Annotated in this window: 10 protein-coding genes; 4 read left to right on the forward strand and 6 right to left on the reverse strand. The window is 68.8% G+C overall.

All coding sequences use genetic code 11. From position 1 onward, the window contains the following. Positions 1-396 precede the first annotated feature (396 nt). The 5 genes from DMC18_RS08990 to DMC18_RS27280 form a co-directional block, all read right to left on the reverse strand. Positions 397-2,472, reverse strand: a complete 2,076-nt coding sequence (locus DMC18_RS08990; protein WP_110132870.1) for a S9 family peptidase — start codon at positions 2,470-2,472, stop codon at positions 397-399. Between the two features lie 105 nt (positions 2,473-2,577). After that, on the reverse strand, positions 2,578-5,091 hold the full coding sequence (gene galA, locus DMC18_RS08995; RefSeq protein WP_110119902.1) for a beta-galactosidase GalA: 2,514 nt from the start codon (positions 5,089-5,091) through the stop codon (positions 2,578-2,580). A gap of 271 nt (positions 5,092-5,362) precedes the next feature. Further along, positions 5,363-8,011 (reverse strand): TonB-dependent receptor, encoded by a 2,649-nt coding sequence (locus DMC18_RS09000; protein WP_110119901.1) that lies wholly within the window; start codon positions 8,009-8,011, stop codon positions 5,363-5,365. Between the two features lie 205 nt (positions 8,012-8,216). Next, the gene (locus tag DMC18_RS09005; RefSeq protein ID WP_110119900.1) at positions 8,217-9,584 is read right to left on the reverse strand and encodes an arabinogalactan endo-1,4-beta-galactosidase; all 1,368 of its coding nucleotides are present in this window, start codon (positions 9,582-9,584) and stop codon (positions 8,217-8,219) included. A 142-nt stretch (positions 9,585-9,726) separates the two neighbouring features. After that, positions 9,727-9,894, reverse strand: a complete 168-nt coding sequence (locus tag DMC18_RS27280; RefSeq protein WP_370444022.1) for a hypothetical protein — start codon at positions 9,892-9,894, stop codon at positions 9,727-9,729. A gap of 69 nt (positions 9,895-9,963) precedes the next feature. Here DMC18_RS27280 and DMC18_RS09010 point away from each other — a divergent pair, with 69 nt between their 5' ends. From DMC18_RS09010 to DMC18_RS09025, 4 genes are all read left to right on the forward strand, one after another. Beyond that, complete coding sequence (locus DMC18_RS09010) at positions 9,964-10,512, forward strand: GbsR/MarR family transcriptional regulator (protein WP_199228454.1); 549 nt, start codon at positions 9,964-9,966, stop codon at positions 10,510-10,512. A gap of 157 nt (positions 10,513-10,669) precedes the next feature. After that, on the forward strand, positions 10,670-11,305 hold the full coding sequence (locus DMC18_RS09015) for a DUF4166 domain-containing protein (protein ID WP_110119898.1): 636 nt from the start codon (positions 10,670-10,672) through the stop codon (positions 11,303-11,305). Then, positions 11,302-12,798, forward strand: coding sequence for a TIGR01777 family oxidoreductase (locus DMC18_RS09020; protein WP_110132871.1), 1,497 nt, complete (start codon positions 11,302-11,304; stop codon positions 12,796-12,798). The genes DMC18_RS09015 and DMC18_RS09020 overlap by 4 nt, the downstream gene beginning before the upstream one ends. A gap of 184 nt (positions 12,799-12,982) precedes the next feature. Next, complete coding sequence (locus DMC18_RS09025; RefSeq protein ID WP_110119897.1) at positions 12,983-14,653, forward strand: MFS transporter; 1,671 nt, start codon at positions 12,983-12,985, stop codon at positions 14,651-14,653. Between the two features lie 178 nt (positions 14,654-14,831). Here the strand turns inward: DMC18_RS09025 and DMC18_RS09030 are convergent, their stop codons facing one another. Next, positions 14,832-16,223: a short-chain fatty acyl-CoA regulator family protein gene (locus tag DMC18_RS09030; protein ID WP_110119896.1), complete on the reverse strand. Its 1,392-nt coding sequence runs from the start codon at positions 16,221-16,223 to the stop codon at positions 14,832-14,834. Positions 16,224-16,421 lie beyond the last annotated feature (198 nt).

The following is a 16,421-nucleotide window of genomic DNA, read 5'->3' on the forward strand; positions in this document are numbered from 1 at the left end:
TCGCACGACAGCAGCCCTGGGTGCGCCAAGCCTGATCAACATGGTTGCTCACCCGACCTCGCTCCGCGAGGCCACCCTCTCCCACAAGGGGAGAGGGATCAGGTGTTCCGCTTTCGCGGGGATTGTACGGGAGGAGAGGCAGGCTCCTGCCTCCGTAACTTCCCTCGCCCCCAACACCGCCTTCCTGGGCCTTGTGCCCAGGATCCATGGTTCAGCCGCTCAGACCTTTGCAGGACGGCCCAGGTCTGAGTGGTCGCCGGCATGGGCCCTCGCCACGAGGGCGAGGGAGGCGGAGATTGTTTGCTGCCGGATGCGAGACGGCCGGCGCTGCGGAAGCTGAAAACGGCCCCCCTCCGGCCCTTCGGGCCACCTCCCTCAGAGGGGGAGGATCTGGACTTACTTCGGCGGCGACTGGAACTTTTCGAACCAGGCCAGGATGGCCGAGGCCTTGGCGGCGGATTGGGAGGGGCGGCTGGCGATGCCGCCATGGCTGGCGCCGGGGACCTTGACCAGGGCGGTGGGGACGCCGCGCAGCTGCAGGGCCTGGTAGTACTGCTCGGCCTCGCCGACGGGGGTGCGCAGGTCCTGGTCGCCGACCACGACCAGGGTCGGGGTCTTCACATTGCCCACCAGCGACAGCGGCGAGCGGGCCCAGTAACCCTGCGGGTCCTCCCACGGCATCTTGCCGAACCAGTAGGAGGCCATCGAGCTGTAGGCGTCGGTGGTCAGCACCTGGCTGGTCCAGTTGATCACCGGCTTCTGGGTGGCGGCCGCGGCGAAGCGGCTGGTCTTGCCGACGATCCAGGCCGTCAGCGCCCCGCCCCCCGAACCGCCGGTGACGTAAAGGCGGTCGTTGTCGACGAAGCCCTTGGCCACGGCGGCGTCCACCGCGCTCATCAGGTCGTCGTAGTCGTGGCTGGGATAGTTGCGGTCGATCTCGTTGGCGAAGGCCTCGCCATAGGAGGTGGAGCCGCGCGGGTTGGCGTAGACCACCACGTAGCCGGCCGCCGCGTAGAGCTGGTAGTCGGTCGAGAAGCCCGGCCCATAGGCCGAGAACGGTCCGCCGTGGATCTCGAGGATCAGCGGATACTTCTTGGCGGGATCGAAGTTGGGCGGGGTGACGATCCAAGCGTCGATCGGCTTGCCGTCATAGGACGACTTCACCGGCAGGGCCTCGACCTTGCCCAGGGTCTTGGCGCCCAGCAGGTCGGCGTTCAGCGCCGTCAGGCGGCGGGCCTCGGCGCCCTTTTTCGCCACGGCGATGTCGGAGGGCCGGCTGGTCGAGCCCTGGGTGAAGGCCACGGTCCCGTCGCGCGCGACGGTGAACTGGCCGCCGCTGTAGGGGCGGTCGAGGCCGGCGCCGTTCAGGCCGGCGACGATGGTCTCGATCTCGCCCGAGAACAGGCCGACCCGGGCGACCCGCACCGAGCCGTGGTCGTCGTAGTCGACATAGAGGCTGCGGCCGTCGGCCGACCAGACGGGAGCGTCCACCGAGCGGTCGAGGCCGCCGGTCAGGACCCGGCTGTTCCCGCCGTCGATGTCCATCACGTAGAGGCGCTGGTTCTCGTAGCCGCGGCGGCGGGAGTCGTCGTAGCCGACATAGGCCACCTGGCGGCCGTCGGGCGAGACCACCGGACTGGCGTCGGGACCGATACGGCTGGTCAGGGCCTTGAGCGCTCCGTCGGCCAGGGTCAGGCGCCAGATCTCGGTCTGGTTTCCGTCGCGCTCCCAGCCTTCGGACCGGTTGGCCGAGAACAGCAGGTAGCGGCCGTCCTTGGTGAAGGACAGCGGGCCCCGGTCGTCGAACCGGCCGAAGGTCAGCTGGCGCGGCGCCCCGCCCTCGGCCGAGACGGTGTAGATCTTGGAATAGCCGGGCTTCAGCGTCCCCTCGCCGTCCTCGCGGAAGTTGACGCGGGTCTCGACGGTCAGGGCCGGCGCCCACTTGGCGTTGTCGGGCTTGCCCTCGGGGGCCGAGCCCAGCTTGGCGCCGTCGTCGCTGGTGAGCATGGTGAAGGCGATGGTCTTGCCGTCCGGCGACCAGGTCAGGTCGCTGGGGGCCTCGTCCAGAGTGGCCAGGCGCGCGGTGCGGCCGGTGGCGACCCACTGCACGTAGAGCTGGGCGCCGGCGTCGGGCGTCACCTGCACATAGGCCAGCCGCTGGCCGTCGGGCGACCAGCGCGGCGACATGGCCGAGCCCGGCCCCGCGACCAGCGGCGTCTGGACGCCGGTCTTGGCGTCGACCAGCCAGATCGAGCGCACGGCGCGGTCGACCATGATGTCGTTGGTGGCCCGCACATAGGCGATGACGTCGCCGTCGGGGCGGATCTGCGGGTCGCTGGCGACCTCGAGGCCGAAGAGGTCGCGGCCGGTGAACAGCGCCTGCGGCGCCTCGCGCACGGCCGCGCCGGCCATCGGTCCGGCCGCCGTCAGGGCCAGCAGCGAGACGAGCAGCAGTTGGGTCGGGCGGCGCATGGACGATCCTGGCGAGGCTGACGAAAGAAGGGGTGGATACTGCCCCGCTCGCGGCCAGCGTCCACCCCCATTTCGACGTCTCGTGGAAGGATCTTGCGTGGATCCCTACCCCGCCTTCAGCGCCAGAGAGGCCGGCTTCAGGCCCGGGGCCGAGGCCAGGACCCGCACCTCGCCGGCCTGGCCGCGCCTGGTGCGCACGATCGCCTGGGCCAGGCCGTTGAAGACCTTGCGCGAACTGGCGACGTCGCTCTCGTGGCTGGTGGGGTTGCCGTTGCCGACGCCGATCACCTCGCCGGGTCCGGTGACCGCGAAGGTCACCAGGTCCTCGGCCTTGGGCACGGGACGGCCCTTGGCGTCGACCACCTCGACCTTGAGGATCCCGACGTCCTGGCCGTCGGCGGCGAGCGTGGAACGATCGGTGGTCAGGCGCAGGGCGGCGGCCGGGCCGGCGGTCTCGCGGCGCTGGCGCAGGATCACCTTGCCGTTCTTGTAGCCGTGGGCCTCGATGACGCCCGGGGCGTAGGGCACGGACCATTCGACGTGATGGTTGGCCTTCACCTCCCGCACGCCCTGGCTCTTGCCGTTGAGGAACAGCTCGACCTTGTCGCAGTTGCTGTGAACCCAGACGGGGACGGGCTTGCCTTCCTGGCCTTCCCAGTTCCAGTGCGGGAAGAGGTGCAGCAGCGGCTCGGGCCGCCACCAGGCGCGGTAGTAGTAATAGTTGTCCTTCGGGAAGCCGCAGGTGTCGAGCGCGCCGAAGTGCGAGCTGATGCTGGGCCAGCGGTTGAAGGGCGTCGGCTCGCCGCGATAGTCGAAGCCGGTCCAGATGAAGCCGCCGGCCATCCACGGACGGTCGGCCGCGTGGCTCCACCACTTCTCGGCCGTGGTCGCCCACCAGGGGTGGTCGGTGTCGTAGGCCGGGACGTAGGACTTGGCCTCGCTGCGCAGGTATTCGCCGCGCGTCGTGACCGTGCTGCCGCTCTCGCTGCCGATGATCGGCAGCTTCGGGAAGCGGGCGTGGAAGTCGTCCATCTTCTCGTGGCGGTAGTTGAAGCCGATGACGTCGAGCTCGGCGGTGATGCCGTCGCCAAAGCCGTTGTCCATGGCCGCCGTGACGCCACGGGTCGGGTCGAGACGATTGACCAGGCGCTTCATGGTCTTGGCGACCTTGGCGCCGCGCGGCGTGCCCTGCTGGGGCTCCTCGTTGCCGATCGACCACAGGATGATGGACGGGTGGTTGCGGTCGCGGCGGATCAGCCGCTCCATCTCGTCCAGCGAGGTGGGGTCGCTGGACATCCGCCGGGTCTCGGCGATCAGCAGCATGCCCAGGCGGTCGCAGGCGTCCATCAGCTCGGGCGTGGCCGGGTTGTGCGAGGCGCGATAGGCGTTGCAGCCCATCGACTTCAGCTGCTCCACCCGCCAGACCTGCAGGGCGTCGGGGATGGCCGCGCCGACGCCGGCGTGGTCCTGGTGGTTGCAGGTCCCCTGCAGCTTGACGTGCTTGTCGTTGACGAACAGGCCCTGGTCGGGATCGAAGCGCACCGAGCGCACGCCGAACGGGGTGGCGAAGCGGTCGACCACGGCGCCGGCGACCTTCACCTCGGTCACCAGGGTGTAGAGGTGCGGGTTTTCCAGCGACCACAGCACGGGGTTGGCCAGGGTGACGGTCTGCGACAGCGACTGGCGCTGCCAGGCCGGCAGGCGGCCGCTCGCGGGGGCCACGGCCAGGGCCGGCTTGCCCGCGCCGTCGAGCACGGCGTGGACCAGCTCGAATTCGGCGGCGGCGTCGCCGTCGTTGGCCAGATCGGTCTCGATCTCCAGCGTGCCGTCGACCTTGGCCTTCACGAAGACGCCCCACTGGGGCACGTGGACCGGGGCGGTCTTGACCAGCCAGACGTGGCGGTAGATGCCCGCGCCCTCGTAGAACCAGCCTTCGCCGAGGCTGGCGTCGACGCGGACGGTGATCAGGTTGTCGCCGCCGAGATTGGCGATGTCGGTGATGTCGACGCGGAAGCTGGCGTAACCGCTGTCCTCGCGCTCGAGGATGTAGCCGTTGATGATCACCAGGGCGTCGCGCATGACGCCGTCGAACTCGATCGACAGGCGCTTGCCGGCGTCGGCGGCCGGCAGGGCGAAGCTCTTGCGGTACCAGCCGACGCTGGTGTCGGGGAATTCGCGGCCCAGCGCCTTGTAGCCGTGAGCGGCGCGCAGGTCCTCGTCGTCGGGCTTGCCGCTGGGAACGTAGGCCGGGTTGTCGACGAACGGCAGGGTGACGGCCCAGTCGTGCGGCAGGGTCACCGGGGTCCAGGCGCTGTCGTCGAAGTCCTTCTGGGCGGCGGCGGCCACCCACCAGTTGGGGGCGTTGGCGCCGGCCTTGGCGTAGGTGCGCTGGTTGGCGCCGAAGCCGAAGTCGCGGGCAGGGTCCTGGGCGTGGCCGAGATGGAACTTCCAGTCGAAGTCGAGGCTCGAACGCTCGCGCGGGCCCAAATCGACGACCACGGGCTTGGCTTCGGGCTTGGCGGGGGCGGCGGGCTTGGAAGCGGCTTGGGCGGAAGACGCGGCGAAGGCGGCGACGCCGGCGGTGGCGACCAGAGCTTGCCGGCGGCTGAACTCGACCATCGGGGGACCTCTCAAAGCAAAAAGAAAGGGAGGAAGCCTGCGAGCCTTTCCGGCTCAGATTTCATCTGAGCCGAAGCAAAAAGGCTCGCGCTATCTAGCTGGAGCGCGACAGACGCCGAAACCGGCATCCACTTTCGGCTGTCGCGCTCCCGGCTCCCTCCCCTCGCAAAGGATCGTCGGGGAGGAATGACGTCCTGGATAGTAGTCCCCTCGCCAAGGCGAGGGGCGGCTGGATAGCAGCCCCCTCGCCGAAGCGAGGGGGATGGGTGGATTAGAACTTCAGGGTCACGTCGACCAGGTAGCGACGGCCGTAGCTGTCGTAGCGACCGATCCGATTGGGATCGTTGTCGCGGTACATGCGCAGTTCCTGGTTGGTCAGATTGTTGACCTGGAAGCGCACGCCGACCATCTCGTTGATCTGGTAGGACGAGCTGAAGTCCAGCGTCTTCTCGGTGTCGAGGGTCTGCAGGTCCGAGCCGCTCCAGCCGTAGATCACGGTCATCGGCGAGTGGTACTTCCAGCCCAGGCGCGCTTCGAGCGGACCGTTGGCGTACCACAGGTCGATCGTCGCGGTGTTCTTGGCCAGGCCCGTCAGGCTGAGCGGATTGTTGACCGGCGAGAACTCGTGCAGGTCGGAGTCCACATAGGCGTAGTTCGAGTAGATGCCGAACTTGTCGAAGCCCTTGGGCAGGAAGAAGAACGGCGTCTGGAAGGTGAACTCGACGCCCTGGATGTAGCCGCTGCCGCCGTTGACCGGGCTGGAGACCGCATAGGTCTGGCCGCCGTAGGTCACCGCGCTCTGCTTCCAGCCGATGTAGGAGTCGACGTCCTTGTAGTAGTACGAGATCGCCGCCAGGGCTTCCGGACGGAAGTAGTATTCGAACGAGGCGTCCAGCTGGAGGGCCTCGAACGGCTTCAGGTTCGGATTGCCGGCGCTGCCGGTCCACGGCGCCCAGTTGGCGAGCGTGCGGCTGGCGCGCAGTTCGTCGAGCGGCGGACGGGCGATCACCTTGCTCAGGCCCAGGCGGAAGATCCGGCCTTCCTGGAAGTCGAACTTGAGGTTCGCGCTGGGCAGGACGTCGGTGTAGTCGTTGTCGACGGTGACGGCCGTGTAGCTGTTGTCCGTCTGCTGCTGCATGCCGTCGCTGCTGGTCTCGGTGTGGACCACGCGGACGCCGACGTTACCGGTCAGCCACGAGCCGGCGAAGGCGTCGGCGGCGAAGTTCAGCTTGCCGTAGCCTTCGTAGACCTTCTCGTTGACGCTCCAGCGCTCGGCCAGTTCCTCGGTGGCGTTGGCGATGTTGAACGCGCCCGCGCCGTAGGCGATGGCGGCGATCTTGTCGATGTCGCCGGTCAGCAGGGCCGGCACGTTGGCGCCGCCGCTGAGCTTGTACGAGGTCAGCAGGCTGGCCGGGATGGTGGCCCCGGTCGCGGTCGGCGCGAAGCTGTAGCTGTTGTGGTCCTTGGTGCGGTCGGAGATCCGGGCGCCAAACTGCACGCTCTTGAACACGCCGTCACCGAAGTCGCGGGTGAAGTCGAGGGCCGCGGCCTTCAGCTCGTCGCGCAGGTGCTCGGGACCGTCGTAGGAGCCGGCCAGGTCGGCCGTCTGCGACAGGCTCAGGCTGTCCTGGCTGGTGGTGATGGTCGGCGTGCGGCCGGCGCGCCAGTCGAAGCTGGTCCATTCCGGCCAGGCCTCGAAGCGGACGGCCTTCCAGGTGTTGGTGCGCTTGGCCTTCGAATAGGAGACGTCGCCGGCGACCGTCCACTGGTCGCCGGTCCACTTGCCGTTCAGGCCGCCGGCGAACAGGTCCTTGTCCTCGCTGTACTTGGCCAGGACGGTCTGCACCGAGCTGTAAGGCAGGGTGGCGGCGACGACGGTGTTGTTGACGATCGTGTAGGAGGCGCCGGTGGCGTTGTACGTGCCGTCGTGCCAGCCGATGTTGCCCGTGCCGGTGTTCCAGTTGCCCCAGTTGTTGGCGCCCCAGACGGTCTGGTCCTGCACTTCGGTGATCTTGATCTTCGAATAGAGGGCGTCGGCCTTCAGTTCGAAGTTGTCGGTCGGCTTCCACTGCAGGCCGCCCGAAACGCCGGTGCGCTTCTGGTCGATGCGGCTGGCCGACATCTGGGCGCCCCAGGGGGTCGCGTCCAGGTCGCCGTCATGGTCGACGTCGCTGCTGTAGTCGCTGGCGCCGGCCGGCGGACGGGCGGCGGAGTCGTTGTAGCCCCAGCCCGTGAACGAGCCGTAGCCGTTCTTCTGGCGCTGGTTGGTCAGGCCGATCACGATGGCCAGGTCGTCGTTGATCTTCTGCACGAACGAGCCGCTCGCGCGGTAGCCGGTCGTGTTGTAGTTCGGGATGTCCTTGCCGCCGTCGTAGAACACCGGGCCGGCGCGCAGCACGACCGACGGGCCCTTGTAGTCCAGCGGATCCAGGGTCGAGATGTTGATGGTGGCCGCGACGCCGCCGGCGATCAGGTCGGCCGACTGCGACTTGTAGACCTGCACGCCCGAGACGACTTCCGACGGGTAGATTTCCCAGCGGACGTTGCGGTCGGGTTCGGTGGAGGCGACTTCGCGGTTGTTGACGGTGCCGAGCACGAGGCGGGCGCCGAGGCCGCGGACCACCGCCTGGCTGTCGTTGCCGCGGTCGCGGGTGGCGTTGACGCCGGGCAGGCGCGCGATCGACTCGGCGATCGTCACGTCGGGCAGCACGCCGATGTCCTTGGCCGAGATCGCCTCGACCACCTTGTCGGAGCCCTGCTTCACGTCCAGGGCGTCGCGCAGGCTCTTGCGCACGCCGGTGACGACGACTTCTTCGACCTGCGTGTCGGAGACAGCGGTGTCTTGAGCCCAAGCGGCCGACGAAACGGCGAGCAGGCTCAGGCCGCTGGCGGCGGCGAGCAGCATGGTTTGACGGGTCATCTAGTTCCCCCAATTGGAAACGCGACGCCTTCTGCGGGCGTGGCTGTTTTCTGGTTTTGTGGATTGGACCGGCGCTCAGATCGCCGGATCAGTGGGGCGCGACGGTCCGCGCCGAAGTCGACCGCGCCTCTGCGGGCGCTGACGCGTCGGTTCTGCCGATCGACGCGTCAGTGCTATTTATCATACCAATCACATATGACAAGCGTCAGGGCGCGACGGGCAGTCGGAGCGCGCGGGGCTTGGCCGCGATGGTGGCGGTGACGGCGGGCGCCGAACCCACGGCCTCGGCGGTCGGGGCGGTGGCCACGGTCACCGAGGAGCCCGGCATCAGCCGGGTGCGATAGACGAAGTCGGCCCCTTCGCGAACCATCGGACGCGGCCCCGCCCCGCCCAGGAAGTCGCCGTCGATGAAGGCCGCCGGCTTGTCGCCCGCCGCCACCTTGAAGGTGGTTTCGACCGGGAAGGCGTAAGGCGTCGACAGCCACTGCATGCCCTGCGTCGGCTGGCCCTTGAAGTCGAACAGGGTCGAATTCTCCCAGTTCGAGCCCGTGCCCCAGCGGGTCTTGCACTTGGTCGAGACCCAGGCCGGCTCCCAGTAGAAGACGCCCGTGCCGCCATTGGCGAAGACCAGCTGCGTCAGGTCGGTCAGATACTTCTTCTGGCCTTCCTGCGTCGCCGGATAGCCGGGGATCAGCGAGTCCTCGCCCAGCAGGTTGGGCGAGCTGTCGGCGCCCTCGGTGGTGAAGGGATAGGACGTCTCGACCACCACGACGTCGGCCGCATAGGTGTTGCGCAGGCGGTTGATGGTGGCGCCCAGCTGGGCCATCGAGCGCTTGGACCACTTGCTGTAGTAGCTGATGCCGATCATGTCGAAGTCGGTGACCCCGGCCTTGGCGGCGGCGGCGAACCAGTATTCGACCGTGTCGGGCTGGGCGATGTGCAGCATCACCCGCGGCTTCTTCGAACCCGCCGCGCCCGCGTCGCGCACGGCCTTGATGCCGGCGTCGAACAGCACGGCGTTGCGGTCCCAGTTGATCGGGTCCTTGGCCTTGGCCAGGGTCGAGACGATCTCGCCGTTGGTCTCGTTGCCGACCTGCACAAGGTCGGGCATCAGGCCCTGGGCGTCCAGCTTGCGCAGGGTGTCGTAGGTGAAGGCGTAGAGCGCCTTGGCCTGGTCGGGCGTCGACAGCTTCTCCCAGGCCTTGGGCGCCAGCTGCTTCTCACCGTCGGCCCAGTCGTCGGAATAGTGGAAGTCGAGCAGCACCTGCAGGCCCGCGGCCTTGGCGCGCTTGATGCTGCGGACCACGTCCTCGGTGTTGGAATACTTGGTCCACTGGGGGTCGTTCCACAGGCGGATGCGGGCGATGTTGGCCCCGGCCTGCTTGAAGTAGGCGTATTGCTCGACCTTCCGGTCGCCATCGCGGTAGACCGCGCCGCAGTCGTCCATCTCGTTGGCGTAGGAGATGTCGACGCCCAGATAGGTCTTGGGCGGCAGGGGCTCGGCGGCCAGGGCGCTGGTCGAGGCGAGCAGTCCGGCGATGAGGCCCAGCCCCAGCTTCTTCAATCCCGACATGGCGTAAGCTCCCGTTCGATCTTGTAGGCCGCGGGCGTGCGCGGCCGGATTTGCGGGCGGAATATCTTCGTATTGATATTACAAATCAAGCCACAGAACCGGCTGGTCATGTTTCGTCACGAAGGCCGCCCCTCCTTCTTCGTCATCCCGGGCGAAGGACCGCGCAGCGGACCGTAGACCCGGGACCCGGGGGGAATGGGCGCGGCGCTTGGGTTCGCCGCCTCAGCGTTGGCAAGCGCCTTGCGGTCGCCCCTGGGTCCCGGCTCTTCGCTGCGCTTCGGCCGGAATGACGACGAGGATGCGTGTGGATCTCCGCCGATCCCCGCTTGACTCCAAAACCCTTCGGACTGATATTTCTGTCATGACAGAAACAGCCGACATGACCAGAAAGCTCCCCGCCGCGGTCGAGCAGTTCGTCCTGCGCTGGGGCGACATGGGCGGCCAGTGGGGCGTCAACCGGTCGGTCGCCCAGATCCACGCCCTGCTCTATCTGGCCGAAAAGCCGATGACGGCCGAGGACATCGCCGAGACCCTGGGCCTGGCCCGCTCCAACGTGTCCAACAGCATCAAGGAACTGATCGGCTGGAAGCTGATCCGCCGCATCCCGGTGCTGGGCGACCGCCGCGACCACTACGAGGCCGAGGCCGATCTCTGGCTGATGCTCACCCGCATCGCCGAGGGCCGCAAGGAGCGCGAGATCGATCCGATGGTCGAGGCCCTGACCCACGTGCTGGCCGCCGCAGACGGCGACCCGACCCTGGGCAAGGTGGCCAAGAGCCGCCTGCGCTCGATGCACGAGTTCGTCAGCACCATCGACGGCTGGTACGGCCAGATGCTGACCGTGCCGCCGTCCACCCTGATGGCCCTGATCAAGATGGGGACCAAGGTGGTGGGCTTACTGGGCCTGGGCCGCAAGCCGCCGTCATAAGGCGGCGCTCCCGGAACGGGGCGTCGGGGGACGCCTCAAAAATTTTGACCATCAATTTCTGTTTTTACAGAAATAACTGAGAATACGGGGAAGTCAGACGTTTGGGCTCGCAGCACAAGAGGTTCCTCGCCAGGCCCCGCCGACGGCCGCGCCGGATATGCTTCACGACCTGCGCTTCGCCGCCCTGCTGGGGACGGAGGCCTGGACCGGCCTGCCGCCGGTGGTGCGCGAGCGGTTCAGCAAGCGGATGGCGCCCGGCCTGGCCGTCACCTACGCCGGCGAGATCGTCGAGAGCCACCGCAACGCCGCCGGCTGGATCCTGGCCCAGCTGTGCCGCCTGATCGGCGCGCCCCTGCCCCTGGGCGACGACCTGGGCGTGGCGGCTGTGGTCACCGTCACCGAGGACCACGAGGCCGGCGGCCAGTTCTGGACCCGGATGTACGGCCGCGCCCATGGCTTCCCGCAGGTGATCCACAGCAGCAAGCGGTTCGCCGGCCCCACGGGGCTGGAGGAATATCTCGGCGGCGGCTTCGGCATCGCCCTGGCCGTCAGCGCCGACGCGCGCGCCCTGCACTTCCACAGCGACCACTACTTCCTCGCTCTTGGCCCCATGCGCCTGCGGCTGCCGGCCTGGCTGGCGCCCGGCGAGCTGACCATCAGCCATGTGGACCGCACCGACGGGCGCTTCGACTTCGTCCTTCGCCTGCATCACCCCCTGCTGGGCGAGGTGATGCGCCAGGTCGGCGTGTTCCGCGAACGCGCCGCGACCTACCCCTTGGAGGTGACCCAATGACCGACCTGATCTGGATCCTGGTCTTCGTGCAGGTGGCCATGGGCGGCTTCGACACGCTCTACCACCACGAACTGACCCAGCGCCTGGCCTGGAAGCCGTCGCAGAAGAGCGAGCTCGTCCTGCACGGCGTGCGCAACCTGGCCTATGGGGTGATGTTCGCCGCCCTGGGCTGGAGCCGTCCCGAAGGCGCCTGGGCGATCGCCCTGCTGGCCCTGATGGCGGGCGAGCTGGTCATCACCCTGTGGGACTTCGTCGAGGAGGACCGCACCCGCAGGCTGCCGGCCAGCGAGCGGGTGCTGCACACCCTGCTGACCCTGAACTACGGGGTGGTGCTGGCCATACTGACGCCGCTGCTGCTGGGCTGGGCCGGACGGCCGACCGGCGTCGTTCCCGCCTTCCATGGCGTCTGGAGCATCCTCTGCGCTGTCGCCGCCGTCGGCGTGGTCGTCAGCGGCCTGCGCGACCTGGCGGCCGCCGGGCGGACGGCGCGGATCGCCGTCGATGACCCGACCCCGCTGGTCGCCGCCATCCCGCCGCGACGCGCCATCCTGGTCACCGGCGGCACCGGCCTGATCGGCGCCCGCCTGGTCGCGGCCCTGGTCGGGGCCGGCCACGAGGTGACCGTGCTGACCCGCGACCGCGCCAACGCCGCCGCCCTGCCCGCCCCGATCCGCATCGTCACCGATCTTGCCCAGATCGCCGACGACACGCGGCTGGACGCCGTCGTCAACCTGGCCGGCGAGCCGATCTCCGACGGCCTGTGGACGATCGCCAAGCGCCGCCGCATCGTCCGCTCGCGCGTGCGCACCACCAAGGCCGTGGTCGCCCTGATCGCCCGGCTGGACAAGAAGCCCCAGGTGCTGGTCAGCGGCTCGGCCATCGGCTGGTACGGCCTGCGCGGCGACGAGCCGCTCACCGAAGCGGACGGCGGCCAGCCCTGCTTCTCCCGCTTCATCTGCGCCCTGTGGGAGAAGGCCGCGATCCGCGCCGGGGCCCATGGCGTGCGGGTGGTGCGCCTGCGCATCGGCCTCGTCTTGTCCACCGAAGGCGGCATGCTCTCGCGGATGCTGACGCCGTTCGAATTCGGCCTGGGCGGGCCGTTCGGGACGGGCCGCCACTGGATGAGCTGGATCCACCTGGACGACGTGGTGCGGATGATCGCCCACGCCATCGCCACCCCGCAGTGGAAGGGCGCGGTCAACGCCACGGCCCCGCGGCCGGTGACCAACCGCGCCTTCGCCGCCGCCCTGGGCCGGGCGCTGAACCGTCCCGCCCTGCTCCCCGCCCCGGCCTGGCCGCTGCGGACGGCGCTCGGCCCCTTTGCCGACGAGCTGCTGCTGAGCGGCCAGAAGGTGCTGCCGGCGGCGGCCCGCGACGCCGGCTTCCGCTTCGCCTATCCGATGCTCGACGAGGCCCTGGCCGCCCTCGTCGGTCGGCGGATCGCCTCGCGTGAAAAGCGCGCCATCGCCAGGGAGACCCCCGCCAAGGCCTGATTCCAGCATGCGGGACGGCAAGCCCCGCAAGACTTGCTACCGGTAACCCGTCAAGCCGAAAAATCACCGTTCGGAACCCGACGTTCCCCGAAAGTTCCCCTTCCGTAGCGGCGCCACGGCCTGCCATACCTGCACTCAACCACAACGCCGCATAGAGACGGCGACCTAGGAGGAGATGAGGGATATGGCTGACGCCGCTGCGACGTCTGGCGCTAAGGACGGTAAGGTCGTGGAGCGCAAGGACGCCCTGGTCATCGGCGCGGCGTCGGTGGGCACGGTCTTCGAGTGGTACGACTTCTACCTGTACGGCTCGCTGGCGACCTATATCACCCACCACTTCTTCTCGGGCGTGAACGAGACCACGGGCTACATCTTCGCCCTGCTGGCCTTCGCCGCCGGCTTCGCGGTGCGGCCGTTCGGGGCCCTGGTGTTCGGGCGCCTGGGCGACCTCTGGGGCCGCAAGAACACCTTCCTCGTCACCATGCTGCTGATGGGCCTGTCGACCTTCGTCGTCGGCCTGCTGCCCAGCTACGAGCAGATCGGCGTGATCGCGCCCATCGCCCTGGTGGTGATGCGCCTGATCCAGGGCCTGGCCCTGGGCGGCGAGTACGGCGGGGCGGCGACCTATGTGGCCGAGCACGCTCCGCACGGGCGTCGCGGCTTCTACACCAGCTTCATCCAGATCACCGCGACCTTCGGCCTGTTCCTGAGCCTGGTGGTGATCCTGGCCACCCGCTCGACCGTCGGCGAGGACGCCTTCCAGGCCTTCGGCTGGCGCATTCCGTTCCTGATCTCGATCGCCCTCTTGGGCGTGTCGCTGTGGATCCGCCTGCAGCTGTCGGAGAGCCCGTCGTTCCAGAAGATGGTCGACGAGGGCAAGGGCACCAAGCAGCCGCTGAAGGACAGCTTCGCCCGCTGGGGCAACCTGAAGATCGTCATTCTCGCTCTGGTAGGCCTGACCGCCGGCCAGGCCGTGGTCTGGTACACCGGCCAGTTCTACGCCCTGTTCTTCATCGAGAAGATGCTCAAGGTCGACGGCGCCCTGGCCAACACCCTGGTCGCCATCGCCCTGCTGATCGGCACGCCGTTCTTCGTGGTCTGCGGCTGGCTGTCGGACAAGATCGGCCGCAAGCCGATCATCATGCTGGGCTGCGCCCTGGCCGCCCTGACCTACTTCCCGTTGTTCAAGACCCTGACCAGCGCCGCCAATCCGCAGCTGGCCGCCGCCACCGCCTCGGCCCCGGTGACCGTGGTCGCCGACCCGGCCGACTGCTCGTTCCAGTTCGACCCGATCGGCAAGACGGTGTTCAACACCTCCTGCGACCTGGCCAAGTCTTACCTGGCCAAGGCCGGCGTCAGCTACAACAACCAGCCGGCCGCGGCCGGCGAGACCGCCGAGGTCCGCATCGGCGGCGCCACCCTGCCCTCGTTCCGCGGCGAGACCCTGCCGAAGGCCGAGTTCGCCGCCGCCAAGAAGGCCTGGGAGGCCAAGCTCGCCGACGCCCTGAAGTCCGCCGGCTATCCGGCCAAGGCCGACCCGGCCAAGGTCAACAAGCCGCTGGTGGTGTTCGTCCTGAGCCTGCTGGTGATCTACGTCACCATGGTCTACGGCCCGATCGCGGCCATGCTGGTCGAGATGTTCCCGACCAACATCCGCTACACCTCGATGAGCCTGCCCTACCACATCGGCAACGGCTGGTTCGGCGGCTTCCTGCCGACCACGGCCTTCGCCATGGTCGCGGCCACGGGCAACATCTACTACGGGCTCTGGTACCCGATCGCGGTGGCCGGGGTGACGGCGGTGATCGGCATCCTGTTCCTGAAGGAAACCAAGGACGTGGATATCGAGGCGTAGGGTTCTTCGCCTCCCCATCCTCGTCATCCCGGAAAGCGCGCAGCGCTTATCCGGGACCCAGGGGGACCGGGCGCAGCGTTTAGGTTCGCCGCCCAGACGATCGCCAAAGCATTGCGGCGGCCCCTGGGTCCCGGGTCTCCGCTTCGCTACGCCCGGGATGACGCGGGTTGGAGCGGCTTCAGCCCCGCAGCGAGAACGGCACCCACCGCCTGTCGTCCTCGAACACCTCGAAGGCCCGGTCCACCGGCGGGAAGGCGCGCTGGGAGCAGTCGTCGCGCTCGCAGATCCGGCAGCTGACGCCGATCGGCGCCGAGGGGCCGGCCATGTCCAGCCCGTCGGCATAGACGAGCTGGTCGGCGTAGCGGGCCTCGCAGCCCAGGCCCAGGGCGTAGCGCCGCTCGGCCTGGCGATAGGCCCCCGACGGCTTCACCACCCCCCGCGCCAGGCAGATGTAGCGCGTCGCGTCCGGCATCTGGGCCAGTTGCACCAGCCAGGCGTCGGGCCGGGCGAAGGCGTCGTGGACGTTCCACAGCGGGCAGGCCCCGCCGAAGCGGGCGAACTGCAGGCGCGTGGCGCTGTGGCGCTTGGTGATGTTGCCGGCCCGGTCCAGCCGCACGAAGTAGAACGGCACGCCCCGCGCGCCCGGCCGCTGCAAGGTCGAGAGGCGGTGGAATACCTGCTCCAGGCTGGTCTGGAAGCTCAGCGCCAGCCGCTCGATGTCGTGCCGCGCCGCCCGCGCCGCCTCGCGGAACCGCTCATAGGGCAGCACCAGGGCGCCGGCGGCGTAGTTCAGCAGGCCCGTTCGGCAGACCTTGGCGGCGCTGTCGCTGCGAAAACCCGCCGCCGCCAGCTCGGCCTCGACGATGTCGGACAGGGTCAGGGCGGCGATCTGGTAGGCCAGCTGGAAGCTGCGAGTGGCCTCGGGGTGGGCCGCGCCCACGGTCACGGTCCGCGACGCGGCGTCCCAGTGGCGCAGCAGGTCGGCCTCGCCGCTGCGGGCCACGCGAACGCCGAGACCGGCGAGATACGCCTCCAGCGCCCGCTCGCCGCCCCCGCCGATCTCGCCCGCCAGGGCCTCGGCGGCGATGTCGAGGCTGTGGATGTAGTTGTTCTTGTAGTGGAAGAAGTCGCGCACCTCTTCGTAGGGCAGCAGCGCGCTGGCCGCCCCGCGCTCGTCCAGCGACACGGCCTCCTCCGTCGCCTTCAGCCGCTCGTCGAGCCGGCGATAGGCGCGGTGGAGATCCAGGTAGGCCTTGGCGAGGTTGGGCGTATTGGCCACCGCCGCCTTGATCTCCGACAGGCTGGGCGGATCACTGGCCACGTCGGCGCTGGCCTCGCGCAGGTCGGCGATCAGGCGCTGGTCGTCGGCGGCGTCCAGCGAGGCGGCGTCGACCTCGAACACCCGCATGACGTCGATCAGCACCCGGGCGGTGACCGGCCGCTGGTTGGCCTCGATCTGCGACAGGTAGCTGGCCGATAGGCCCAGCTGGGCGGCGCAGCCCTCCAGCTTCCAGCCCTTGGCCTGGCGCAGCAGCCGCAGGCGCGGCCCGATGAACAGCTTCTCTCCCATTTCGCAACTTTGCTATTTCACAAGATGCAAGTTCGCAAGCCCTCGCCGAAACCTCAATTTCCTTGAGCCTTCAGCCCCCAAGCCCGCAAAATCCGATCTTTGCGACGTTCACGCACCGGGCCGGAGTCTTCCTTGCAGCACATCCTCGAAGAGCTGGATCGTCGTCGTGAGCAGGCCCGCGCCGGCGGCGGCGAGCGC

Source organism: Caulobacter sp. D5 (assembly GCF_003185805.1).
Lineage (GTDB): Bacteria > Pseudomonadota > Alphaproteobacteria > Caulobacterales > Caulobacteraceae > Caulobacter.